The 23,869-nt window shown below is 56.9% G+C and carries 19 protein-coding genes and 1 riboswitch; of the genes, 7 read left to right on the top strand and 12 right to left on the bottom strand.

Annotated elements, in window-relative coordinates:
- Positions 1–121 precede the first annotated feature (121 nt).
- Together rne and H598_RS0106530 are read left to right on the top strand one after the other, a co-directional pair.
- The gene (rne, locus tag H598_RS0106535) at positions 122–3,658 is read left to right on the top strand and encodes a ribonuclease E (protein ID WP_028112300.1); all 3,537 of its coding nucleotides are present in this window, start codon (positions 122–124) and stop codon (positions 3,656–3,658) included.
- A 213-nt stretch (positions 3,659–3,871) separates the two neighbouring features.
- Positions 3,872–5,260: a cytochrome c biosynthesis protein gene (locus tag H598_RS0106530; RefSeq protein ID WP_028112299.1), complete on the top strand. Its 1,389-nt coding sequence runs from the start codon at positions 3,872–3,874 to the stop codon at positions 5,258–5,260.
- A 59-nt stretch (positions 5,261–5,319) separates the two neighbouring features.
- Here the strand turns inward: H598_RS0106530 and H598_RS0106525 are convergent, their stop codons facing one another.
- The 7 genes from H598_RS0106525 to H598_RS0106495 all read right to left on the bottom strand — a co-directional run bounded on the left by H598_RS0106525 (position 5,320) and on the right by H598_RS0106495 (position 10,939).
- Positions 5,320–5,784 carry a low molecular weight protein-tyrosine-phosphatase gene (locus tag H598_RS0106525; protein ID WP_028112298.1) on the bottom strand — a complete coding sequence of 155 codons (465 nt, stop codon included), beginning with the start codon at positions 5,782–5,784 and terminating at the stop codon, positions 5,320–5,322.
- 156 nt (positions 5,785–5,940) lie between these two features.
- Entirely contained in the window at positions 5,941–6,399 is a 459-nt protein-coding gene (locus H598_RS23540; protein ID WP_084144356.1) for a DUF2780 domain-containing protein, read from the bottom strand.
- Positions 6,400–6,452: 53 nt separating this feature from the next.
- A complete protein-coding gene (locus H598_RS0106515; protein WP_028112297.1) occupies positions 6,453–7,430 on the bottom strand; it encodes a glutathione S-transferase family protein in 978 nt (325 codons plus the stop codon).
- 103 nt (positions 7,431–7,533) lie between these two features.
- A complete protein-coding gene (locus H598_RS25470) occupies positions 7,534–9,195 on the bottom strand; it encodes a response regulator (RefSeq protein WP_051252501.1) in 1,662 nt (553 codons plus the stop codon).
- Positions 9,192–9,743 carry a heme NO-binding domain-containing protein gene (locus tag H598_RS0106505; protein ID WP_028112296.1) on the bottom strand — a complete coding sequence of 184 codons (552 nt, stop codon included), beginning with the start codon at positions 9,741–9,743 and terminating at the stop codon, positions 9,192–9,194. The genes H598_RS25470 and H598_RS0106505 overlap by 4 nt, the downstream gene beginning before the upstream one ends.
- A gap of 53 nt (positions 9,744–9,796) precedes the next feature.
- Entirely contained in the window at positions 9,797–10,702 is a 906-nt protein-coding gene (locus tag H598_RS0106500) for a bifunctional methionine sulfoxide reductase B/A protein (RefSeq protein ID WP_028112295.1), read from the bottom strand.
- Positions 10,703–10,726: 24 nt separating this feature from the next.
- Positions 10,727–10,939, bottom strand: coding sequence for a hypothetical protein (locus H598_RS0106495; protein WP_028112294.1), 213 nt, complete (start codon positions 10,937–10,939; stop codon positions 10,727–10,729).
- A gap of 113 nt (positions 10,940–11,052) precedes the next feature.
- Between H598_RS0106495 and queD the strand changes: the two genes are divergently transcribed.
- A complete protein-coding gene (queD, locus tag H598_RS0106490) occupies positions 11,053–11,412 on the top strand; it encodes a 6-carboxytetrahydropterin synthase QueD (protein WP_028112293.1) in 360 nt (119 codons plus the stop codon).
- Positions 11,413–11,516: 104 nt separating this feature from the next.
- Here queD and cysB read toward each other — a convergent pair whose 3' ends face one another.
- Positions 11,517–12,491: an HTH-type transcriptional regulator CysB gene (gene cysB, locus H598_RS0106485; protein WP_028112292.1), complete on the bottom strand. Its 975-nt coding sequence runs from the start codon at positions 12,489–12,491 to the stop codon at positions 11,517–11,519.
- A 151-nt stretch (positions 12,492–12,642) separates the two neighbouring features.
- On the opposite strand from cysB, the gene H598_RS0106480 reads away from it, so the two are divergent.
- Together H598_RS0106480 and ribB are read left to right on the top strand one after the other, a co-directional pair.
- The gene (locus tag H598_RS0106480) at positions 12,643–13,401 is read left to right on the top strand and encodes a hypothetical protein (protein WP_028112291.1); all 759 of its coding nucleotides are present in this window, start codon (positions 12,643–12,645) and stop codon (positions 13,399–13,401) included.
- A gap of 180 nt (positions 13,402–13,581) precedes the next feature.
- Positions 13,582–13,729, top strand: a riboswitch (FMN riboswitch).
- Between the two features lie 134 nt (positions 13,730–13,863).
- Positions 13,864–14,511 carry a 3,4-dihydroxy-2-butanone-4-phosphate synthase gene (ribB, locus tag H598_RS0106475; RefSeq protein WP_028112290.1) on the top strand — a complete coding sequence of 216 codons (648 nt, stop codon included), beginning with the start codon at positions 13,864–13,866 and terminating at the stop codon, positions 14,509–14,511.
- A gap of 84 nt (positions 14,512–14,595) precedes the next feature.
- Here ribB and topA read toward each other — a convergent pair whose 3' ends face one another.
- Positions 14,596–17,259 carry a type I DNA topoisomerase gene (topA, locus tag H598_RS0106470; protein WP_028112289.1) on the bottom strand — a complete coding sequence of 888 codons (2,664 nt, stop codon included), beginning with the start codon at positions 17,257–17,259 and terminating at the stop codon, positions 14,596–14,598.
- A 342-nt stretch (positions 17,260–17,601) separates the two neighbouring features.
- Here topA and astB point away from each other — a divergent pair, with 342 nt between their 5' ends.
- Positions 17,602–18,942: an N-succinylarginine dihydrolase gene (astB, locus tag H598_RS0106465; protein ID WP_028112288.1), complete on the top strand. Its 1,341-nt coding sequence runs from the start codon at positions 17,602–17,604 to the stop codon at positions 18,940–18,942.
- Positions 18,943–19,001: 59 nt separating this feature from the next.
- On the opposite strand, the gene H598_RS0106460 is transcribed toward astB, so the two are convergent.
- From H598_RS0106460 to dapA, 3 genes are all read right to left on the bottom strand, one after another.
- A complete protein-coding gene (locus tag H598_RS0106460) occupies positions 19,002–20,450 on the bottom strand; it encodes a DUF3360 family protein (RefSeq protein WP_028112287.1) in 1,449 nt (482 codons plus the stop codon).
- Between the two features lie 624 nt (positions 20,451–21,074).
- A complete protein-coding gene (bamC, locus tag H598_RS0106455) occupies positions 21,075–22,160 on the bottom strand; it encodes an outer membrane protein assembly factor BamC (RefSeq protein ID WP_028112286.1) in 1,086 nt (361 codons plus the stop codon).
- Between the two features lie 13 nt (positions 22,161–22,173).
- The gene (gene dapA, locus H598_RS0106450) at positions 22,174–23,052 is read right to left on the bottom strand and encodes a 4-hydroxy-tetrahydrodipicolinate synthase (RefSeq protein ID WP_028112285.1); all 879 of its coding nucleotides are present in this window, start codon (positions 23,050–23,052) and stop codon (positions 22,174–22,176) included.
- 267 nt (positions 23,053–23,319) lie between these two features.
- Between dapA and H598_RS0106445 the strand changes: the two genes are divergently transcribed.
- On the top strand, positions 23,320–23,862 hold the full coding sequence (locus H598_RS0106445) for a glycine cleavage system transcriptional repressor (RefSeq protein ID WP_028112284.1): 543 nt from the start codon (positions 23,320–23,322) through the stop codon (positions 23,860–23,862).
- Positions 23,863–23,869: the final 7 nt, after the last annotated feature.

Below are 23,869 nucleotides of genomic sequence, written 5' to 3'. Positions count from 1 at the left end.
TGATTGGCATGGCCCCAGTCAACCAGTCGTGAGACTGCAAAAAATTGATACTGGGGTGCCGGTGCAGCCGACGCTCGACCTGAAGCGGTGACCAACTTAATTGGACTAAGAGTCACCCAAAATGAAAAGAATGCTAATTAACGCAACTCAATCCGAAGAGTTGCGCGTTGCCCTGGTAGATGGGCAGCGCCTTTACGATCTGGACATCGAAAGCCCAGGTCATGAGCAGAAAAAAGCCAACATTTACAAAGGCAAAATCACTCGAGTAGAGCCTTCTCTCGAAGCCGCTTTTGTCGATTATGGTGCCGAGCGCCATGGCTTCCTGCCCCTGAAAGAGATCGCCCGTGAGTACTTCCCCGAAGGGTACTCCTTCCAGGGTCGCCCCAATATCAAGGAGGTGATCAAGGAAGGCCAGGAAGTGATCGTTCAGATTGATAAAGAGGAGCGTGGCAGCAAGGGCGCAGCCCTGACCACCTTCATCAGTCTGGCCGGCAGCTACCTGGTGCTGATGCCCAACAACCCTCGTGCCGGCGGTATCTCCCGTCGCATCGAAGGCGATGAGCGTACCGACCTGAAAGAAGCGCTGAGCAAACTGACCGTGCCCCAGGGCATGGGCCTGATTGTGCGTACCGCCGGCGTCGGCAAAGCTGCCGAAGAGCTGGAATGGGACCTTAAGGTACTGTTGAACCACTGGGACAAGATCAAAGAGGTTTCCGGCTCTCGTCCGTCTCCGTTCCTGATTCATCAGGAAAGCAACGTCATCGTTCGCGCCATCCGTGACTACCTGCGTCGCGACATCGGCGAAATTCTGGTGGATCATCAGCGCATCTATGACGAAGCCATTGAACACATCGGCCTGGTTCGTCCCGACTACGTCAGCCGGGTAAAACTGTACAAAGCCGAAGTACCGCTGTTTACCCACTACCAGATCGAGACCCAGATTGAGTCTGCCTTCCAGCGTGAAGTGCGACTGCCTTCTGGCGGCTCCATCGTTATCGACCCCACCGAAGCCCTGACGGCCATCGACATCAACTCCGCCCGGGCAACCAAGGGTGGCGACATCGAAGAGACCGCACTGCAAACCAACCTGGAAGCGGCAGACGAGATTGCTCGCCAGTTGCGCTTACGCGACCTGGGTGGCCTGGTGGTGATCGATTTCATCGACATGGGTCCAGTCCGCCACCAGCGCGAAGTGGAAACCCGTCTGCGTGACGCCGTTCGTCAGGACCGTGCCCGCGTACAGATCGGTCGCATCTCCCGCTTCGGCCTGATGGAGATGTCCCGTCAGCGTCTGCGTCCTTCTCTGGGTGAGTCCTCCGCCAACATCTGCCCACGATGCAGTGGTCAGGGCGTGGTACGTGGCACCGAATCCCTGGCGTTGTCGATTCTGCGCCTGATGGAAGAGGAAGCGATTAAGGACAACACCGCTCAGATTGAAGCTCAGGTGCCTACCGACGTGGCCGCCTTCCTGCTGAACGAAAAGCGTAAAGCGATTCGCATCATCGAGGAGCGCCACAAGGTTGAGGTGTATGTGATTCCTCATCCTCATATGGAGACCCCACACTACAAAGTGGTTCGTCACCGTAAGGATGACACCATCACCGAAGCCAGCTACCAAATTGCCGAAGCGCCGGAAGCCGTCTTGTACGAGCCGCGCAAGCTGGAGAAGCAGGTCGCCGATCGTCCGGCTATCCGCACCATGGCAGCCCCTAAGCCAGAGCCTGCCAAAGTGGCAAAAGCCAAGCCTGAGGCGAAAGCCAAACCGGCGAAGAAGGCCGAACCCGAGCCATCTCTGTTTGCCAAGATTGCCGCCGGCCTGAAGTCGCTGTTCGCGACCGAAGAAGAGGCGAAGCCCGCCAAGGCGAAAGGCAAAGGCGCGAAAGACGCCAAAGAGGAAAAAGACGGTAAGCGCGGCGACAACCGTCGCCGTAATGATCGCCGTCGCGGTAACCGCAACGAGCGTGGTGAACGCGGTGACCGTAAAGATCGCGGTGAGCGCGGTGAGCGCAAAGAACGTGCTGACCGTAAAGAACGGGGCGAACGTAAAGATCGCAACGAACGAGGCAACCGCAGCGAACGAGGCAACCGCAATGAGCGCGGTCGTCAGCGGGACGACGAACTGAAGACCGATAAGGGTCAGGAGCGTCGTCGTAATAAACCTGAGCAAACTCAGGGCAACGAAGACAAACGCAATGAGCCGCGCGCTGAACAGCGCAGTGAGCAACGCGAAGACAAGCCAGTTCGCCAGCGCCGCATGCGTCGCAAAGAGCAGGATCCCGCTCTGCGCGAACGCGACACTGTCGACGCCCCGGTTGACGCCATCGCCGACACTCAGACTGAGGCTGCACCGCAGAAAGAGAAGCGTGAACGTGAAGTAGTCAAGGAGCGTCGTCAACGTCGCAAACTGGACCGTTCCGTGCGCCTGAACAGCGAAGGTAAGCCGACCGCCGTCAAGGAAGCTAAAAAGCCTGACGCGCCAAAGGCAACCACCGAGGTCGACACCGAGGTCGCCGCTGTCGAGGCACCTGTAGTTCAGGAAACTCAGGCACCAGCAGCAGCCGAAGCCCCGGCCGTGGCCGCAAAAGCCAAAGTCGAAGACACCAAGGTCGCCGAGGCGGAAAGCCAGGACAACAACGGTGAAGACAACGGCGAGCGTGATAACAGCCGCCGCAGTCGTCGCAGCCCTCGCCATCTGCGCGCCGCTGGCCAACGTCGCCGTCGCCAACGGGACGACGAGCCGAAGGAGCTGGAAGACTCAGCAGACCTGGAAGCCAAGGCCCAAAAGGACCCGGTGACCGCCCGCTATCCGGAAGACGCCGCCGCTGAGACTCAGCTGGAGATGTTTGAGGCCACCGACACCAAAGAGACTGCCAAGGCTGTCGAGCCGAAACCAGCCTCAGAGCCTGTTTCGGCCGAACCTAAGCCCGCGGTAGAAGCCAAAGCGGCCAAGCCTAAGCCGGCTGCACCTAAGCCAGCCGTGGAAGCCAAAGCCGCCGAGCCTAAGCCGGCTGCACCTAAGCCGGTCGTGGAAGCCAAGGCCGCCGAGCCTAAGCCGGCCGCACCTAAGCCAGCCGAGGAAGCCAAGGCCGCCGAGCCTAAGCCGGCCGCACCTAAGCCGGTTGTGGAAGCCGAGGCCGCCGAGCCTAAGCCGGCCGCACCTAAGCCAGCTGTGGAAGCCAAGGCTGCCGAGCCTAAGCCGGCCGCACCTAAGCCGGTCGTGGAAGCCAAGGCCGCCGAGCCTAAGCCAGCCGCACCTAAGCCAGCTGTGGAAGCCAAAGCTGCCGAGCCTAAGCCGGCCGCACCTAAGCCGGTCGTGGAAGCCAAAGCTGCCGAGCCTAAGCCGGCCGCACCTAAGCCGGCCGTGGAAGCCAAAGCCGCCGAGCCTAAGCCAGCTGTGGAAGCCAAAGCCGCCGAGCCTAAGCCGGTCTTGGAAGCCAAAGCTGCAGCACCGAAAGCCACCGCCGGGGCCAGCCGCTTTGCCAAAGCCGCCTTTGCTCAGGCGGCCGCGCCTGCCGTGGAAGTGCCAGAGTTCGAAGCCGTGAAAGTGCCTCAGAGCGACGCACCAGCGGAAGCAGAAGCCAAGCCCAACGACTTTGCCAAGAGTCGCTACCGCTTCTCTTCCAACGCCACCATGACCAAACCTGAAGACTCAGAATAAGTCACTGGCTCGCGTCGATTAAAAAACCGGTAACGGCAACGTTACCGGTTTTTTTCTGCCCATCTCTTACACAACTCTGACCAGTGGTTCGCCAGCAGGTGAAAAAAATGTGCATTAGATAACATCTCGGTTAAATACCGTTACCGGCGCTGAACCAACCCGCTTAAATTGAACTCTTAACCAGTACTTTCTGTGTCTTAGGAGTGATTCTCAATGAATCCGATTAGGGGCCTGCTCTGGGGCCTGTTACTGTGCGTTCTTTCTCCGCTGGCCACCGCGGCCGATGCCGATTGGTTTTCTAAAGGCGCCGACGATCAGCCTGTGGTCAACCTGTATTTCTTTTGGTCTGAAACCTGCCCGCACTGCGCCGAGGCTCACCCCTTCATCACCGAAAAACTGCTTGCCCACTACCCCTGGATACAGCTGAAAGATCACAAGGTATCGGATCCTGAGACCCGCCAACACTGGCAACACATCGCCCAACTGACCGGCAGCCAGACCAACTCCGTGCCCTTTATGGCGGTCTGTGGCACCCCCATCGTCGGCTACACCAGTGAGCAGACAACCGGTCAATTCCTTGAAGCGCAGCTGCGCAGCTGCTATCAACGCCTGGGGGGGGATCTCAGCGACAGCCCCGCCATCGCTGGCACCAGCGCCGATGCCGACCTCAGCCTGAACACCAGCCTGGATCTGTCTGCTCAATGCGGCGAAGGCGACGAGGGCACCTGCGGGGTCAGCGAACTGGCGGTACCGGCCGTGCAACCGGTAGAGCTGCCCTTCGTTGGTGTCGTGAATCCGGAAAAGCTGTCCCTACCCATGCTGACCGTGGTGTTAGCCGGCGTAGATGCATTTAATCCCTGTGCCTTCTTTGTGCTGCTGTTCCTGCTCAGCGTCATGGTGAACGCCAAGAGCCGAGGCAGAATGTTGATCGTCGGCGGCATCTTCGTATTTTTCTCCGGGCTGATTTACTTCCTGTTTATGACCGCCTGGCTGAATCTGTTCCAGCTGCTGGGCAACGGCTCTGACGGTGGCTGGATCATTCTCGCCGCCGGAATACTGGCGATCATCGCCGGCGGCATTAATGTGAAGGAGTTTTTCCTCAATCGCGGTGAGGTGTCACTGTCGATGTCGGCAGAAAACCGAACTGGCCTGATTAAACGCATGGGCAAGCTGTCCAGCGCCTCCAGTATGGCGGCCATGATTGCCGGCACCACGGTATTGGCGGTATTAGCCAACGCCTATGAGCTGCTGTGCACCGCCGGCTTCCCGATGATCTACACCAGTGTGTTGTCCATGCACGACCTTAGTGAAAGCACTCGCTACCTGTATTTGGTGCTGTATAACGTGGTGTACGTGATCCCCCTGGCAGCCATCGTGACCGTGTTTGCCATGACCATGGGCAAACGCAAGCTGACGGAGAAAGAGGGGCAAACCCTGAAGCTGATGTCCGGGGTGATGATGCTGGGCCTAGGTGGCACTCTGGCAGTCAACCCCAATGCCCTTCAAAGCCCCATCGTCGCCATCGGTATGATTCTGGGGGCCATCGTGGCCACTATGATCATTGTGCCCATCAAGCGCCGCTGGGAACGACGTCAGGCCTGAGTCTAACCCATAAAAAAACCGGCCCTACGGCCGGTTTTTTTGTGGTCATCGACGACGATTCAGCGCAGCCGTAGCAACCAGTTATCGGCAGCCCCCTCCAGCAAGTCCAGCACCCGTTCAAACCCATCGCTGCCGCCATAGTAGGGATCAGGCACCTCAGCCCCGTCGATGATCATCGCCAGCTTGTGGGTCAAGTGGGACGGACACCTCTGGCGCAGATCGCTCATATTGGAGCGATCTGCCGCCAGAATCAGGTCATAGTGTTCAAAGTCCTCATCCCGAACCTGGCGGGCGCGAATACCAGAAAAATCGTAACCACGTTGTCGCCCCGCCGCCGCGGAGCGCGCGTCCGGCGTCTCGCCGGCGTGATACGCCAGCGTACCCGCCGAGTCCAGCTCGATCCTAAGCCCGGCGGCCTCGAAGCGATGGCGAAACACCGCCTCGGCCGTCGGCGAACGACAGATGTTGCCCATGCAGACGAACAGCATTGATCGGGTGTGTTTGAGTTCGGGCTGCTTAGCCATAACCTCTTTTCCTCACTTTGACATCAACCTTCCCTGTTAACGACCGTATTGCCGATAGCTTTAGCCACATCGTCGACACCGTGCCGCGCTCTCTGCTGGCCACAACCCCCACAAAAAAGGCACCGTCATCGGTGCCCTGAAATGATGCAATTCAGGCTATAACAGCGCCGTTTTAAGCTGCTGCATCAATGCCTGACCGCCTTCACTATTCACATAGTCCAGCAGCACCTGGCTGAACTGCGCCACCATGGCCGAGTCCAGCCCCAGAGAGGAGAAAGCGTCATTGAGCCCCAGCAACGAGGTGGCGTTGCCGCCCATCAGACCACCCAGCAGGCTGGAGGTCCCCGATGACGCCCCGTCTCCGCCCAGCAACTGAGCACCGCTGGCCAGCAGTCCGTCCATATTGGGAATGATCCCCGACAGGGAGTTCATCCCCTCTGCGCTCATGTTCGGCTCAGCCGTCGCCAGCAATGCTCCCAGGCCACCACTGGCCTGCTGCTCACTGACCCCGAGCTGAGAGGTCAGCATACCAATCAGATCCTCGCCGGCACTCACCGGTGCCGACAGCAGCACCATCATCAAAAACAACCCTCTGGATACCATCGCTTTCATCATTCTCTCCCTGACGTTGTTGTCCTCATAGCATAGATGACTCAGCGCCCTCCGACTTACAAATCCTGGCGCCCGTGCGGCTGCATCCAATCCAACCACGGACCGGCTGGCACTACCCCGGTGGGATTAATCATGACGTGAGAACGGTAGTAGTGCTCCTTAATGTGCGTCATATTGACGGTCTCTGCAATCCCCGGCCACTGGTACAATTCACGGGTGTAGGCCCACAGATTTGGGTATTCGCGCAGGTCACGAAGGTTGCACTTGAAATGACCGACATAGACAGAATCGAAACGCACCAGGGTGGTGAACAAGCGCCAATCCGCTTCGGTCGGCTGGTCACCAACCAGATATCGTTGTGATCCCAGTCGTACCTCGAGCAGATCCAATCCCTGAAATAGCTGCTCCACCGCCTCGTCATAGGCTGCCTGGCTGGTGGCAAATCCAGCCCGATAGACGCCATTATTGATACTGGGGTAAACCAGTTCATTAACCGCGTCGATCTCTGCCCTTAGCGGCTCTGGGTAGTAATCCCCCTGCAGGGCACCAACCCCGTCGAAGGCGCTGTTGAACATTCGAATGATTTCGGACGATTCATTGCTGACGATGCGCTTAAGCCGTTTATCCCACAGCACTGGAACCGTCACTCGACCGCTGTAAAGCGGGTCATCGGCGGTATAAACCTGGTGCAGAAACTCGGCACCATTGATGTCATCGGCGACCACGCCATCGGCAGGGGCGAACGACCAGCCCTTTTCGGCCATCAACGGGTGCACCACCGACACGCTGATGATGGCTTCCAGTCCTTTGAGTTTTCGAAAAATCAGAGTCCGGTGGGCCCAGGGACACGCCATAGAAACATAGAGGTGGTAGCGGCCCGGCTCGGCTACAAAACCACCTTCGCCACTGGGACCGGCTGCACCGTCGGCAGTAACCCAGTCCCGGTGCTGAGACTCACTGCGAACAAATTTGCCCTGATTGGCCTCGGTGTCGTACCACACGTCGTGCCACTTTCCATCCACTAAACGTCCCATCGCCTGCTCCAGTAAAAGGGGAAAGCCTGAGAATAGCCCTCAATAAATAGAATAAAAAGCGCATAAAATGGCAGGTTACTTTCGATTTTACTGGAGAAGTGATTCACAGCCACTGGTCGATGGCCTGCATCAGCGAGGCCCGGTGTATGGGTTTATGCAGCACCGCATTCATGCCGGCCTCCATGCACATCTTGTGCGCTTCGGCGGTGGTGGTGGCCGTCAGCGCCAGTATGGGGGTGGTACAGCCTTTGGAACGCAGTGCCTCGGTGGCCGAGTAGCCATCCATCACCGGCATGCTGCAGTCCATCAGGATAAGATCATAGGGGTGATCACTGGCCTGCTCCAGCGCTTGACGACCGTTCTCGACGATGGTGACCTGGCACCCCTCTTTCTCCAGCATCAGCCTCACCACCAACTGATTGGCCTTGGTGTCTTCCGCCACCAGGATATGACCGTTTTTGCTGGCCTTTAACCGGATCTGACTCACCTCCGGCCGCACACAGGGCGTCAACTCCAAGGCAAAATAAAAGCGAGTACCCTGTCCCAACTCACTGGCAACCTGCAGTTCACCGCCAAGTCGCCGCACCAGCTTCTGGCTGATGGACAACCCCAGTCCGGTCCCCTTGCCGCTGGCGTCACTCTCCTGAGTAAAAGGCTCAAACAGCCGCTGCTGAAACGCCTTGCCGATGCCCGGACCGCTGTCCTCGACACCGGTGACCACCTCAACCATCTCTCCAATCCGGCGACTCGCCAGGGTCAAGGTCACTCCCCCTTGCTCGGTATGGTTGACCGCATTGCCCAGCAGGTTTAACAGCACCTGTTTGTAACGGCTGGGATCGACGCGCACCGCCTCGGGAAGGTCGCCGCTAACGTCACAGGATAGACTCAGCCCCTTGTCACTGGCCATGGGGCGGACCACCTCGAGGGTGTCCCGGCAGAGTTGATGCAAATCGGTGGGTTTGTCGTTCAGGCAGAATTGGTCGGAATCGATCTTGTTGTAATCCAGCACATCGTTGATCAAGGCCAGCAAGCTGTGACCGGACTGAGTCAGGACCTTCAATAACTGCCGCTGCTCTGCATCCAGGGAGGAGGAGGCCAGCAGATCGGCACAGCCCAGTACCCCATTCATGGGCGTTCGCAACTCGTGAGTCACCATTGCCAGAAACCGCGACCTCAGATTCGACATTCGGTGGGTTTCCTGCTCGGCCAGCTTCAACTGGGTGAACGCCAACCAGTTGTTATAGAAGGCATCGAACAGCAGTGCCAAATCCCTGAGCATGTCCTGATGGGGGGCGCGCCACTCCACCTCCTCATTGAACACCACCACCAATGACACGCCGGTGGCCACCGCCTGATAACCAACAGAGTGGTCACGCTCACTGAGCAGCGGCTCCTCCTTGGCCAGCCGCCCGCTCTGGCGCTTAGGCCAAGGGCCGTTATAAACCAGCGGCCAACAAAGCGACCTTCCGCGCCCCCACTCCAACCCGATCCAGGCTGCCGACAGCAGGGCGCCAAGGCGCGCCTGAGTGTCACGAATGGTATCGAAAGGGGCGGACACATTGCAGGACAGCAGGTCCCGGCAAACCCCAAGCAAACAGGCGTCGGCCCGCTGACGCCATTTGATCTCTCCGGCTTGCAGCAGGTTGGTGGCCTCCAGTTGCCGATTCAGTTCATACAACTCGAGGCTTTTGCTTTCCAGCAGTGCTTCGGCCTGCTCACGAGCACGCCGCTCCCGCTGATAGCGTTTTTGCCAAAGGTCGCTCATTCACTGGCCTGCCTGGTCAACCGGAAGCACACTCGAGTTTTGTCCTGGCCGCTCAGATCGGTCAGGTCAATGTCGATGGTTTCTTCGAAGTGGTCGCAGCAGCGGGCAATCAGGCCATGGGCGACATCCGCCAGTCCGCGCTTAGAGTTGTAGATCACCTCCATATGGTTCTCATCTCGCTTCGGAAACTCGAACGTGGGCACCTCTGCACTGACGTGGATTTTTTTTACGTGGGTGTGGATCTCATTTTCCACGGCATAGAGAAAATCGAAACTGTTGTCACAGTGACTCAACCGCTGCGGGTACAGCTCCATTAGCCGGGGAAACAAATAATAACCGTAGGTATAAAGCAGCTCGGCCACCGGTTTATTGACCCGGTCGCTCAGCGCCACCACCAGAGCCACAATCTCCTCATGATCGTAGTTGCCTACCCGGGTGTAGGCGCCGCCACTGGGCAACTCCACCTGCTCAAACAGCGCTTCGGTCACCTCGGGACCAAACGCCTCATCGACCAAGTCCAGAAACTCGGTAAAGATGATTCCCTGCATATCGCCTCCCTGGCAATTCTGTTGCTGTGGCCAGTGCCTGTCACCAGTTTAGTCTATTCATCGCCTTTCATCCTGTCGGCAAACCGCTGATATACCGATGCAACCTTGGGATTAATCACCATCTGACAATAGGGCTGACTCTGGTGCTGCTGATAATACTGCTGGTGGCTCAATTCCGCCGGATAGAAATCGTGTCCCGACTCCACCGCGGTGACGATCGGTTGGGCAAAGGCGCCACTGGCCTCCAGTCGCTGCACATAGCGACGAACCCGCTCGGCTTGCTCCTCTTGCTCACAAATCACAATGGATCGGTACTGAGTGCCTCGGTCGGCCCCCTGTCGATTCAGCGTAGTCGGGTCGTGGCTGGCAAAAAACAGCTCCAGCAACGAGTCCAGATCCACCACAGCCGGGTCATAGCTGATCTTAACCACCTCGGCATGACCGGTATCACCTCGGCACACCTGCTGATAACTGGGGCTGTCAATGCTGCCACCGGCGTAACCACTGACGACACGGCTCACCCCCCTGACCCGCTCGAACACCGCTTCAATACACCAAAAACAGCCCCCCCCCAGCATCAGGGTGGCGACCGTGGAATCCGACTCCGGCCGGAATGCCAGGCTCAGTGAATTGACACAATGGCGCTCATTGGCCGGGGTCAAACGCTCTCCCCGGAATACGTGCCCCAAATGCCCACCGCATTGACTGCACAGAATCTCGGTTCGTCGACCGTCGGCATCCACCACCTCGGTCACGGCCTGCTCCACTGGCACCTCGAACGAGGGCCAGCCACAACCGGCGTCAAACTTGGATTCACTGCGATACAGTGGCGCATCGCACTTACGACAGCGGTAGCACCCGCCGCTGTCGTGGTTCAAAAATCGACCGGAAAATGGGGGTTCGGTGGCTTTATGCTCCAGTACCCGCTTCTCCTCATCGGTCAATGGTCGTCGTGGCATGCTGCGCTCCTCACCCTGGGGGCGTTAATGCGCCTCGAGCCGCCAACCTGCGCGCTCCATGCAGGCGGCAAAGCGCCCTTTGAAATCGGCCTGACTGTCATCGATAGCACCGTTACAACGGTCTCGATCTGTCATAAAGCCCTGATTGTCCTTAGTATCATGTACCCAGCTGGCTTCAGGCTGTCCACATCCCGCCAACACCACAATCGTCAGTGTGCCCAAAAGCAATTTTTTCATGATCTTTCCTTTATTAGATGTCACTCCCTGAGTGCCTACGATAGCAAACAATTCGCTGTTGCATCACTCTCGTCGCCGTGCCAAACTTCCGGCGCATTTTTACGGAGTCCATTATGTCTACTGAAATCTACAAAGAGTTTCATTTTGAAGCCGCACACCACCTTCCGAATGTTCCTGAAGGACACAAGTGCGGCCGGCTGCATGGTCATTCGTTCCTGGTGCGCATCTACATCAGTGGAGAGGTCGACGCGCACACCGGCTGGATAATGGACTTCGGCGATCTCAAAGCGGCCTTTAAGCCCATCTACGATCGCCTGGATCACTACTACCTGAATGAGATCCCCGGCCTGGAGAACCCCACCAGCGAAGTGCTGGCCCGGTGGATCTGGAATGAACTCAAACCGACACTGCCACAGCTGTCGATGGTGGAGATCAAGGAAACCTGCACTTCCGGATGTCGCTACCGCGGCTAACCTCCCCTTGAATCAAAAAAAGCAGCCAATGGCTGCTTTTTTTAGGTTCCAGCCGATGATTAAGACCAGATAAATTTCGAATGGTTCTTTAGTTTTATTCGGTTTTACCGCATCGGCAACTCGATGTTTGCGAACATCTCATCCACCTGTTGCTGATCCCGCAGCAACTGCGCCTGCTCGACCCGCTCCCGAGTCAGGTGAGGCGCAAACCTTTCCATAAATTCATACATATAGCTGCGTAGAAAACTGCCTTTACGAAAGCCAATCTTGGTCGTGTTCGGCTCAAACAAGTGACTGGCATCCACCACCACCAGATCCTGATCTTCCACTTCATCTATGGCCATGGTCGCCATCACCCCGACGCCTAACCCCAGGCGGACGTAGGTCTTCAGCACGTCGGCGCTGGTGGCGGAGAACACCACCCTGGGCTCCAGACCATTACTGTGAAATGCTCGCTCCAAAGCGCTACTGCGGTTAAAGCCAAACACGTAGGTCACCAACGGGCACTCGGCCACATCCGACAGGCTGACCGTGCTTTTCGATGCCAGCGGATGATCCTTGCGAAACACAATGGATCGGTTCCAGTGATAGCAGGGCAGCATCAGCAGATCATGGAACATGTTCATGCCTTCGGTGGCGATGGCAAAATCCGCATCGCCACGTACCGCCATCTCGCAGATCTGGTCCGGGGTCCCCTGATGCATGTGCAAATTGACCTGAGGGTAACGTTCGATAAAGCCACGAATCACCTCGGGCAGCGCATAGCGGGCTTGGGTATGAGTGGTGGCCAGGATCAGATCACCACGATCAGGCTGAGTGTACTCCCGGGCGACCTTCTTGATACTTTCGACCTTGCCCAAAACCTCGGAGGCGATATCGATCACCTGCTGACCCGCGGGGGTCACATGGGTCAGGTGCTTGCCGCTGCGGCCAAAGATCTGAATGCCCAACTCATCCTCCAACATCCGCACCTGTTTGCTGATCCCCGGTTGAGAGGTATACAGACTCTCTGCGGTAGCAGACACATTGAGGTTGTTGTTCAGCACCTCGACGATATAGCGCAACTGTTGAAGCTTCATGTTGTTGTCAAACCCTTGTCTCTAATACCATAAAGTTATAAACCCGATGGTTCTAAAACGCAAATGGAATATAGCAAAGCCGTATCCGTTAAGATGCAACTCACTGGACAATAGTGTAACATTGATAAAAATTCTAACTCTTTGCTATTGCATGTCATTTTTTGCCGTTGTCGTTATGGTGTTGATTGCCCTGCTGGTTATCATCGCCATCAATCTGGTCTATCAGCACCACGAAGCTAAAGAAGCCAATCGGCGGAAAGAGCTGGCTCGCCAGCGGGCCATAATCGAAGAGTCCGAAGAGATCCTTTCCCAGGCCGCTCTGTTGCCCATGAGCAATGCCCTGCTGCAAACACTGAATCAGCGCATTCTCGATGCCCTTAAGACCGCCAAGCAGATGAGTCCGGCCAACACTGACATGGACTCTCGCATCGCCCAGACCATGGCCCAGCTAAAGGGGCTTCAGGATTCCAACGCCGGACAGGAAAGCATCGACCTGTTTCAGTTGCCCAGCAACGAGAAACAGACTCTGGTACTGATCCAGACTCTAAAAAAACTCAAGCCGGTGCTGCGCAATGAACACAATAAAGGCCGCATCAATGCCGATGTGTTTACCGACGAAGAGCTGAAGATCGACAAACTGCAGCTGCGCATCCACATCGAGGTGCTGCTCAACCGGGCCCGTAACCTGGTCAACGCTCGCCAGCACGGTTCGGCCAAGATGCTGCTGTCGAAAATCACCCTGGCCCTCAATAACCAGGTGCTGGCCTCTCCGGATTACCGCGCTCGAATGCTGGCCAAAACCAACGAACTGCTCGACACCATCGAAGGCAGCAAGCAGCCGGTGGAAACCAGCAAACCGAAGCGCACCGACGATCTGGACGAACTGTTCCAACCAAAGAAGAAGTGGTAACTCCCCGCACTCGGGCCGGAACCCTCCGGCCTGCTTTCCTGTGTTCCCCCTGGCGTTAACCCGTCGGCTTAGGTTCCAATCTGAGATCTTTGCCGCGAATTTGTTTTCTGATCAAGTCGTTTGCCGGTTTGTCCATTGTGCCGCTGCCTCAGCGGGAGTAGCATGGCGGTGCCTTCGGGCAACTATTCTCAGGGCGGGGTGAAACTCCCCACCGGCGGTAAACTTCCTTATCGGGAGTGAGCCCGCGAGCGCCCACCTGGTGGTGGGGTCAGCAGATCTGGTGCGAAACCAGAGCCGACGGTTACAGTCCGGATGAAAGAGGATAAGGGCGCCATCTCTGATGCTGGTGTCTCTGCAAGGCCAACGCTGCACTCGCAGCGGGCCCGTTTACCTGTGCACCTTGCCCGGGTAATCTCCTATGCCCTGATTCTGGTATCTCATTGTATTATTAAAGGAACTGCCATGAATCAGCCATTACTTGCCGGCACAGCCGAGCAACGCGTACTCGCCGCCATTGACGCCCTTAAACTGGGCCAGGGGGTGCTTCTGGTCGACGACGAAGATCGGGAGAACGAAGGCGACATCGTCTATGCCGCTCAATCCATCACTAAAGAGCAGATGGCATTGCTCATTCGCCACGGCAGCGGCATTGTCTGTCTGTGCCTGACCCATGAACGGGCCGACGCCCTGGCGCTGCCGCCGATGGTCGACCACAACTCCAGCCAGAACGGCACCGCGTTCACCGTCTCCATTGAAGCCAAGGTGGGCGTCACCACCGGCGTATCGGCAGCGGATCGGGTCACCACCATTCGCACCGCCGTCGCCGATCACTGCCAACCCGGTGATCTGGCTCGCCCCGGCCATGTGTTCCCGCTGCGAGCCAACCCCGGTGGCGTGCTGAGCCGTCGCGGCCACACCGAAGGCTCGGTGGAACTGATGCAACTGGCCGGACTCAAGCCGGCCGGCGTCATCTGTGAAGTCGCCCATGACGACGGCGACATGATGCGCCTGCCGGAACTGGTGAAATTCGCCAAAGCTCATCAAATGCCGCTGCTAAGCATCGAAGACATTGTGCAGCACCTGGTCCTGCAACAGCGCCAAAGTGCGTAAATTCGCTCTTTAGGGCGTTCTCAAGACCTAAAAAAAGCCCGCTGCATGGCAGCGGGCTTTTTTATTGGCTTAGGATCAGCAAAATCAGGCTTTCTTCTTTGCCGCCGGCTTGCGCTTTTTCGCCAGCTCTTCCACCCACTTACCATCCACGTATTTGGCGGTCCAGCCGGTGGCCTTGCCATCGACTTCGGTAGCAACGTACTGCTCTTTAGTCTTACGGCTGAACTTCAGCACCGCCAGGTTGCCGTCAGGGTCCTTGGCCGGCGCTTCGGTCAGGTAGGTGAACTTCGGCGAGATGCGGTCCTTGAAACGCACCAACTCCTCCACCTTAGGAGCCCGGGTCTCACGACTCTTCGGGAAGGTACTGGCCGCCAGGAACAACCCGGCAGCGCCGTCTCGCAACACGAAGTGCGCATCGGATTTCTCACAAGCCAACTCCGGCAACTGGACCGGGTCCTCTTTCGGTGGCGCCACTTCACCGCTTTTCAGCAGCTTGCGGGTGTTTTTGCAGGCTTCGGTATTGGTGCAGGCAAAGTACTTACCAAAACGGCCGTTTTTCAGTTCCATGTCGGCACCGCAACGATCACACTCGATGATCGGACCGTCATAGCCCTTAATTTTAAAGGTACCCTGCTCGACTTCATAACCATCGCAGTTGGGGTTGTTACCACACACATGCAGCTTACGGGTTTCATCGATAAGGTAGCTGTCCATGGCGGTACCACAAACACCACAACGACGCTTGCTACGCAGCGCTTCCGTTTCCATATCTTCACCGGACAACACCGCTTCCGCTTCGTCTCCCGGGGTCAGGTTAATGGTGGTCTTGCAGCGCTCCTTCGGCGGCAGATTATAGCCACTGCACCCCAGGAACACCCCGGTGGTGGCAGTACGAATCCCCATGGGGCGCTCACAGGTTGGGCACGGAATGTCGGTCAGCACCATCTCATTGCCGACCATACCGCCCTCTTCCGCGGGCAACCCGGCATGATCCAGACGCTCGGTAAACTCGCCATAGAACTCGTTCAGCACCTGTTTCCAGTCGCGCTGATCGTCGGCAATTTTATCCAGGGTCTGCTCCATGCCGGCGGTAAAGTCGTAGTTGAGCAGATTTTCAAAGTTCCCCACCAGTCGGTCGGTTACGATCTCGCCCATCTTCTCGGCAAAGAAACGGCGATTTTCCACCTTTACGTAGCCCCGATCGACAATGGTCGAGATGATGGACGCGTAGGTAGACGGACGGCCAATGCCTCGCTTCTCCAGCTCTTTCACCAGTGACGCTTCATTGAAGCGGGCCGGTGGCTTGGTGAAGTGCTGCTTGGGATCCAACTGCTTCAGACTCAGGCTGTCGCCAACTTTGACCGGCGGCAGGATCAGATCCTCTTCCCCTTTGCGGCGCAGTGGCGGCTGTACCCGGGTCCAGCCATCGAAACGCATGATGCGGCCCTTGGCCTTGAGTTCATAGTCATCGGCCACCACGGTCAAGGTGGTCGAATCGTACTTGGCCTCGGTCATCTGGCAGGCAACAAACTGGCGCCAAATCAGGTCGTACAGTCGCTCGGCATCTCGCTCCATTCCCTTGAGGCTGTCGGCCTTAACGGTCACATCGGAAGGACGAATCGCTTCGTGCGCTTCCTGAGCGCCCTCTTTGCTGCCATACACCTTAGGGGAGTCAGGCAGGTACTCGCTGCCGTACCACTCGGTCACATAGTCGCGGCAGTTGGCCACCGCTTCTTTGCTGAGGTTGGTGGAGTCGGTACGCATGTAGGTGATGTAACCGGCTTCATACAGGCGCTGGGCCAGGGTCATGGTCTTTTTCACCCCAAAACCCAGACGGGTGCTCGCCGCCTGTTGCAGGGTCGAGGTGATGAACGGCGCCTGGGGCTTGCTCTTGCTGGGCTTATCCTCCCGGCCACTGACAGTGTAAGAGGCGGCTGTCAGTGCCGCCACCGCCGCCTTGGCCTGGGTTTCGTTGGTCAGGGCCAACTTATCGCCCTGATAGCGGCTTACCTGCATCCGCAAGGCGTCGCTGGAGGCGCAGCTCAGGTCGGCATGCAGATCCCAGAACTCTTCCGGCACAAAGGCGCGAATCTCACGCTCACGCTCCACCAGCAAGCGAACCGCCACCGACTGTACCCGGCCGGCGGAAAGGCCGCGGCCAATCTTCTTCCACAGCAGCGGCGATACCATAAAGCCCACCACCCGATCGAGGAATCGACGGGCCTGCTGAGCATTAACCCGGGCCTGGTTCAGCTCCAGAGGGTTGGAGAAGGCATCTTTAATGGCACTTTTGGTGATCTCGTTAAACACCACCCGGCGATAACGTTCGTCATCACCGCCAATCACCTGTTGCAGGTGCCAGGCAATGGCTTCCCCTTCGCGGTCCAAATCCGTTGCGAGATAGACGTGATCCGCCTTGGCAGCCAGAGTTTGCAACTCCTTGACCACCTTTTCTTTGCCAGGCAGCACCTGGTAGTTGGCTTTCCAGTCGTGCTCGGGGTCGATGCCCATGCGGGCGATCAAGCCCTGGTATTCACGATTGCGCTTGTATTCTGCCTTCTCTTCGGGCGACATCTTTCGCACTTCGGCAGCGGGCTTGGCCGGCACTGACGAGGTCGATTGACTGGCGGAAGTCGGAAGATCACGAATGTGGCCCACCGACGACTTTACGATGAAGTCGTTGCCGAGATATTTGTTAATGGTTTTCGCCTTGGCGGGCGACTCCACAATTACCAGTGATTTAGCCATGACGGAGGAATAGGCACCTGTTAACAAGCTGATTCAAATAAAGTGGCTCCATATATAGAGGGAACATCCGCCAGTTTCAAGCTTTGCCCCGCTTTCAAGCCACTAGTTAGTCGATTTTTGTCCAACAAATTTTTTTTGGACTAAAAACGCACCTAAAAAAATTACTAATGCAATGCCGCGCTCAACGCAAGTAATAGTTATGCAATTGTAAACGCCGATGGCAATTTTTCCCCTTGTCCATCACAGTTTCCTCTTTATACTGTTGACTTCCCGAACCCGGACCGCTTGCCGGTTTCCCCATCGGATTCAGGACCTCAACTATAAATAAAATAAGGAATTTTCATGCGTGCATTTGAAGCCAACTTCGATGGCCTGGTAGGCCCGACCCATAATTACGCCGGTCTCTCTTTTGGCAATGTGGCCTCCCAATCCAACGCTCAGGCGGTTTCAAATCCGAAAGCGGCAGCCCTGCAAGGGTTAGAAAAAATGTGGTCAGTGAAGCAACTGGGCCTGCACCAAGGCGTACTGGCTCCCCAGCAGCGTCCGGACATCCATACCTTGAAAACCCTGGGATTTTCCGGCAGTAACGGCCAGATACTGCAGCAAGCCTACGACACCGCACCGCATCTGCTGATGGCCTGCTACTCCGCTTCCAGCATGTGGACCGCCAATGCCGCCACCGTCTCCCCCAGTGCCGACAGCCGCGACAACAAGGTGCATTTCACCCCCGCCAACCTGGTCAACAAGTTCCACCGCGCCATCGAGCATGACGTCACCGGACGCATTCTGGGCGCGACCTTTAATCATCCGGATCATTTCCACCATCACGCCGCCCTGCCGGCCCACGACATGTTCGGCGATGAAGGCGCGGCCAACCACACCCGCCTGTGCCGGGATTACGGCCAAGCGGGGGTGCAGTTGTTTGTCTTCGGTCAACACGGCTCGGATCCCAGTCAACCTAAACCACAGCGCTACCCGGCCCGGCAAACGCTGGAAGCCAGTCAGGCCGTGGCCCGCCTGCACCAACTGGACGATGCCCGCACCGTTTACCTGCAACAAAACCCCGACGTCATCGATCAGGGGGTCTTTCACAACGACGTCATCGCCGTCGGCAATCAGAACGTGCTGTTCTATCATGAACAGGCTTTCCTCGACACCGAGGCAAAGCTGGCGGAGATTCAACGCAAATTCGGTGACAGCGAGTTGCATTTCATTCGCGTCGGTACCGACCAGGTCAGCATCGACAATGCGGTTCGCAGCTACCTGTTCAACACTCAGATTCTGACTCTGCCCAGCGGCGAGATGGTGATTGTTGCCCCCACAGAGTGTCAGGACAACGCTCAGGTTAATCAGTACCTGCAATCCCTGGTCGCCGCCGCCAACCCCATAAGTAACGTATTGTTTTATAACGTTAAGCAAAGTATGCAAAACGGCGGCGGTCCCGCCTGCCTGCGCCTACGGGTGGCACTGACCGACACCGAGTTGGCGGCGGTAAACCAGGCGACTTTGCTGGATGCGGGGCAGCACCAAGCCCTGCGAGACTGGGTCAACGGCCACTACCGCGATCAGTTGACACTGAACGACCTTCGCGACCCAAGCCTGCTGGAGGAGTCACTGACCGCCTTGGATCGGCTGACCCAGATTCTCAATCTGGGTAGTGTCTACCCCTTCCAGCGCGACTGAATAGCAGGCACAAAAAAGCGGCTGTGGAGACCCCACAGCCGCTTTTTTATGTCACCAATTTACAGAATGGCAGGAATGCCAGGCAACTGTCCTACCAGCGCCAGGGAGCCCACACAGACGATAAAGGCGATCAGCGGAATCACCACGCGGTCGGCAAAGGACAGCGATGCGCTGCGCTTCTTGTCGCCAATCAGGCCCATGTTGTCCAGCAGCATGGTCAATGCCCACCCGAAGACCGGGTTCACAAAGGCACAGGAGAACATGCACACGCCGGCACTCTGAGCACTCTGGTTGTCACGAACCATCTGCATGCCCGCTTCCAACAACGGCAGGAACACCCCCACCAGCAGCGCCACCCGCAATACCGGTTCCCACATGGCCAGATCCATCGGATAGCCCAGCACCGCCGCCAGCACGCACATCACACCGGTGAGTAGGGCGCCGCCAGGGATCGGGCGCTTGGCGATGGCCGCGGGAATCATGTAGGTGCCCCAGGAAGACGCCAGGTTACCGCCACCAAGAACAGAGCCGACAATCTGACGAATGGAGCAAACGGTCATGGTGTCGTCGACGTTCATCAGTACCCCTTTGGCTTTCTTGGGGTAGTTCAGTTCCTGGAACACTCGATGACCGAGGAAATCCGGAGACCACATGGCCACCGCCAGAATGGCAAATGGGATCACCGCGATAAAGTGGTTCAGATCCGGCCAACCCAGCTTCCAACCGGTGGTCTCTCCCCACCAGAAGGTCGGACTCATCGGTGGCAACCCGGGCTCGGTGACAAACTCAAACGGCGTGCCCATGGCATAGGCCACGACGCCAGCCAGGAACGAGCACAAGGGAATCGCCAACCAGCGCTTCTGCACCCGGGCCAGATAGGCGTAAATCACCACGGTCGCGAAAATCACCCCAAAGGAGACAAAGCCCATGCCGATCCCTTCGGACCACAGCTCCAGTTTGCCAATCTGGCCCACCAGTCCCATGGCGCCCAAGTAGATCAGCAGTCCGCCCCGGACCCCTTCTCCACTGAGAGTCACCAACTTGGAGCCCCCTTTACTGAAACTGAGCAGTAAGCCAAACACGCCCACCATGATCCCCAGCGCCAGTGGATGGCCCCCGGCTGCCGCAATCAACGGAATCAGCGGAATCATCGGCCCGTGAGTTCCGGCAAGGTTGGTGTTGGGATTGAGCAGCGCCGAGAACACTACGGCAAACAGCACCCCGGCGATCAGCAACTCGTAGCGCACGTTTTCAGCGACAAACTCTGCCGACAGGCCAAACTGGGTGGCAAACGCCGCCGCCATGGCAGTCACCATCACCACCTTGCCGATGGTAGCGGCCAGGGCCGGCACCAGATCTTCCAGCTCAATGCCGAAATCCCGGAAAGGAAGGTGCAGGCGCCAGCGCCTGAAGTTCATGATACTCAGCTCGTTTTCCAGATAGCTGTCTCTGGACTCAAACTCACTGGCGGGCTTTCGCCGCTGTTGATAGGAGGATTGCGTTGACATCGATAACCCCTGCGGTTAATCCAACATTGTCGAAACAGACGCTCACGCAAATTCAACAAGGCGCCTGCATTTCGTTTTCGTTATCGGCGAATTCTATGTAGGCAAATTTTGCAAATCAAACCCTGCAAAACCCACCAAAATGCCGGAAAATCTCCATCCCTGTCACGCTTCGAAAGCAGAAAAAACAACAACAAACAAAAAATACTGTTTTAAAATCAGAATATTACAACCAGCTTAAATTATGCATAAAGAAATGTTTGCAACCCATACAAAACATCAATAATGGAAGGTATATCAGTGCATTACGCCGCGCCGATGTAACCGGATTGTTGCGTGAAAAAGTTTCAACTGCCGAAGGCGTCACGGGTTCCGGCAAAACGTGATCGGCTGCACACCAAGACAATTATAGGAGGGATTTAATGGACGCTAACTCCATCAATAAACCACGCTATTGTGACCCAGCTCAGTTAGAGGGATTTTTCCCGAGCGCGATCACAAAAAGGAACATTGATTAACATTTGCTCGGCGGCGTGCTCAACTCCTGCACCATCAACAAACCGCGATGATCGCCAGCAACAAAAACGCCCGGCGATTGCCGGGCGTTGGGATGACTATGCCACCGAGTTACAACGAGCGGGCGTTCTTCTTCATGTACTCAGCAAACTGCTCATACAAGGAAGTCACTAGCTCATCATCCAGCGGTTGACCGTCGGCATCCTGGAAGCTCAGGGCGGAGACCCCACCCTCTTCGCTAAGCTTAATTCGGTAAGCCCCGGATTTCAGCGCCAGCAGGTCGTTATCCCCCCACAGGCTGGCCCAGAACCCCTGGTTGGGATCGTAGTCGACGTAGTAGGTGCCCTGGCTCTTATCCAGATCCTTTACGGTAAAGCCAAGTACAGGCAGCACCTTGTCCAAGCGGCTCCAGACTCGCTCAAACTCGGCGTTCGCGGTAAATGCCGCGTTGCCGTCGGCGTCTTTACCCAACGACAATTCCATGCCTTCAGAATCCTGAATCTGACGTATCTTACGCTCCTGCTTTCGCTGGAAGTTCATGTAAGAGATGGCATTATTCAGCATATCAATGGAATAACGACGCTTATCCGAGTCGGTCAGAACCACGTCCTGGTCCTGTTCATCGATCAACTCTTCGTGGTCCGTCAGCTCGATGGTCAGGGCCCCGGTACGACCGTTGTCCTTCACTTCGATATTAAATTGATAACGCTGACGCAGGCGGTACTCGTCTTTACCCCAGATAGAACCACCGAACTCCTCCACCGTCTCGATCCAGTCGGTCTTCAGAACACCGGCGCTGTTGTCGGTGTCGGTGACCGGAATTGACTTGTGAGCCAGGAATTTCGTCAGGTTCTCCAGCATCTCCTGTTTCAGGTTGATGTCTTCAAACTGGTTTTCAATCAGAACGGTAACGCTGTCTGCGCCCTCTTGCAGCCGAGTGCCCGGTGCCAAAGGCAATACCTGCAGCGGCGGACGAACGTCGACGCGGGCGCCCATGGCCTGGCTGCCTGTGGTTGGCCCAGGCAGCTGATACTCAGAACTGATGGCAGGCTCTTTCAACTGCTTAGGCACCTTCATCGGAACCGGTTCAGGCTGAGTGGTGTAATCGTAGCTGCCACTGGCCTGACGCCGCTCCAGCGGAGTGCTGCATCCTGCAAGTGCAGATACTACCAACACTCCTAGTAAAACTCGCTTCATTCTTTTTTCCTTTTTATAGCACGCCGGCCTGCACCAACGCGTGACGCACCGTGTCATGGTGCGCTTCAGATAATTCAGTTAACGGCAAACGCAAGGTTGCCAGTGGCATTTTGCCCATCTCCGCCAATGCCCACTTCACCGGAATAGGATTGGCTTCGGCAAACAGCGCCGAATACAGCCCAATCAGCTTGTCATTGCTGGCTTTAGCCGCCGCCATATCGCCGCGGGCAGCGGCGTCGCACATCGCCTTAAAACAGGCTGGTGCCACATTATTGGTGACAGAGATGACGCCGTGGCCACCGAGGCCGATGAACTCCATGCTGGTCGGGTCATCCCCACTGAACAGCAAAAAGTCATCCGGACACAGCTGCTGCAACACTGGCACCCGGCTCAAGTCACCCGTAGCGTCTTTGATTGCAATAATCCCGGGAAGTTTCGCCAGCACGGCGGTTGTTTCCGGCAACAGGTCGCAACACGTGCGGCCCGGTACGTTATAAAGGATGACCGGTTTGGTCGCGATCGCCTCGATGGCACTGTAATGAGCGATCAGCCCAGCCTGGGTTGGCTTGTTGTAATAGGGGGTTACCGATAGGGTGGCATCCACGCCCACGGCCTCACAACGACGAGTCAACTCAATGGCTTCGGCGGTCGCATTGGCACCGGCACCGCCGATCACAGGAATGCGCCCGGCCACCGCCTTGACCACGGCCGCCACCACCTGGATATGTTCGTCGGGATTCAGGGTCGCGGATTCTCCGGTGGTGCCCACCGCGACAATGGCATCGGTACCCTGCTCAATATGAAACTCAACCAACTCATTAAGAGCGACATAATCTACGGCGCCATCCGCCAGTAGTGGAGTCACCAGCGCTACTATACTTCCGCTAAACATCTTCTGAAATCCCTAGACCTTTGAACAAGCTATGGTACTTGTGCCAACCAGCATTGACAAGGGATGGAGGCCGGTTAGACGGAGCTTAATCCGATGGATTTTCCTCATCCTGATTTCGACCCCTGACAGGGCTGCCGCCGTCCCCTTCCGGTTTCGGATAACCTGGACTCATAAGTTATTCTCATCCATAGAGTAAATTTATTGTGCTAGCATGATCGACTTGCATCGATTCGATGGCCTTCAATCACCTGCCAAGAAAGGACCACCATGACCCAATATCTTGCGGTTACGGCAATGGGCACCGACCGCCCAGGGATCGTCAACCAACTGGCTAAACTGACCGCCAGCTGCGACTGCGACATCATTGACAGCCGCATGGCTACCTATGGCAACGAATTTAATCTCATCATGCTGGTTGCCGGCAGTTATGCCGCCATCGCCCTGATGGAAAATGAGCTGCCCGCAAAGGCGGCACAGCTGGATCTGCTGACCATCAGCAAACGCACCAGTGAACACGTACCGCAGCAGCACATCGCCCGCCTGGCAGTGGAATACTCCGGCGAAGACCGCCGCGGCACCATGCGCCAGGTCACCCAGTGTCTGGCCGACCTGGGGCAGGATCTTGCCGGCATGCGAACTCATGCAGGCACCGCAGAAGATGGCAAAGCGTTGCAGCAACTGGAACTGTTCATTAATATTCCGGAGAACACCGACATCGATCATCTGGAGCAGCAACTGACCACTCTGGGTGAACAGATGACACTGGATTGCCGTATCAGACGGATGGATACCAACGAAACTACCAATTAGGGACATA

Origin of the sequence: Ferrimonas kyonanensis DSM 18153, assembly GCF_000425405.1 — a bacterium.
GTDB lineage: Bacteria > Pseudomonadota > Gammaproteobacteria > Enterobacterales > Shewanellaceae > Ferrimonas > Ferrimonas kyonanensis.
The sequence above is the reverse complement of the archived record's forward strand: the minus strand, read 5'-3'. Positions and strand labels throughout refer to the sequence as shown.

What these genes read in the sequence shown, in the direction of transcription:
- H598_RS0106495 (WP_028112294.1), bottom strand. Translation starts at nt 10,939, where the DNA reads ATGAAAAAATTGCTTTTGGGCACACTGACGATTGTGGTGTTGGCGGGA.
- H598_RS0106530 (WP_028112299.1), top strand. Translation starts at nt 3,872, where the DNA reads ATGAATCCGATTAGGGGCCTGCTCTGGGGCCTGTTACTGTGCGTTCTT.
- H598_RS0106500 (WP_028112295.1), bottom strand. Translation starts at nt 10,702, where the DNA reads ATGCCACGACGACCATTGACCGATGAGGAGAAGCGGGTACTGGAGCAT.
- H598_RS0106480 (WP_028112291.1), top strand. Translation starts at nt 12,643, where the DNA reads ATGTCATTTTTTGCCGTTGTCGTTATGGTGTTGATTGCCCTGCTGGTT.
- cysB (WP_028112292.1), bottom strand. Translation starts at nt 12,491, where the DNA reads ATGAAGCTTCAACAGTTGCGCTATATCGTCGAGGTGCTGAACAACAAC.
- H598_RS0106445 (WP_028112284.1), top strand. Translation starts at nt 23,320, where the DNA reads ATGACCCAATATCTTGCGGTTACGGCAATGGGCACCGACCGCCCAGGG.
- dapA (WP_028112285.1), bottom strand. Translation starts at nt 23,052, where the DNA reads ATGTTTAGCGGAAGTATAGTAGCGCTGGTGACTCCACTACTGGCGGAT.
- H598_RS25470 (WP_051252501.1), bottom strand. Translation starts at nt 9,195, where the DNA reads ATGAGCGACCTTTGGCAAAAACGCTATCAGCGGGAGCGGCGTGCTCGT.
- H598_RS23540 (WP_084144356.1), bottom strand. Translation starts at nt 6,399, where the DNA reads ATGATGAAAGCGATGGTATCCAGAGGGTTGTTTTTGATGATGGTGCTG.
- topA (WP_028112289.1), bottom strand. Translation starts at nt 17,259, where the DNA reads ATGGCTAAATCACTGGTAATTGTGGAGTCGCCCGCCAAGGCGAAAACC.
- H598_RS0106515 (WP_028112297.1), bottom strand. Translation starts at nt 7,430, where the DNA reads ATGGGACGTTTAGTGGATGGAAAGTGGCACGACGTGTGGTACGACACC.
- ribB (WP_028112290.1), top strand. Translation starts at nt 13,864, where the DNA reads ATGAATCAGCCATTACTTGCCGGCACAGCCGAGCAACGCGTACTCGCC.
- H598_RS0106525 (WP_028112298.1), bottom strand. Translation starts at nt 5,784, where the DNA reads ATGGCTAAGCAGCCCGAACTCAAACACACCCGATCAATGCTGTTCGTC.
- H598_RS0106460 (WP_028112287.1), bottom strand. Translation starts at nt 20,450, where the DNA reads ATGTCAACGCAATCCTCCTATCAACAGCGGCGAAAGCCCGCCAGTGAG.
- rne (WP_028112300.1), top strand. Translation starts at nt 122, where the DNA reads ATGAAAAGAATGCTAATTAACGCAACTCAATCCGAAGAGTTGCGCGTT.
- queD (WP_028112293.1), top strand. Translation starts at nt 11,053, where the DNA reads ATGTCTACTGAAATCTACAAAGAGTTTCATTTTGAAGCCGCACACCAC.
- bamC (WP_028112286.1), bottom strand. Translation starts at nt 22,160, where the DNA reads ATGAAGCGAGTTTTACTAGGAGTGTTGGTAGTATCTGCACTTGCAGGA.
- H598_RS0106505 (WP_028112296.1), bottom strand. Translation starts at nt 9,743, where the DNA reads ATGCAGGGAATCATCTTTACCGAGTTTCTGGACTTGGTCGATGAGGCG.
- astB (WP_028112288.1), top strand. Translation starts at nt 17,602, where the DNA reads ATGCGTGCATTTGAAGCCAACTTCGATGGCCTGGTAGGCCCGACCCAT.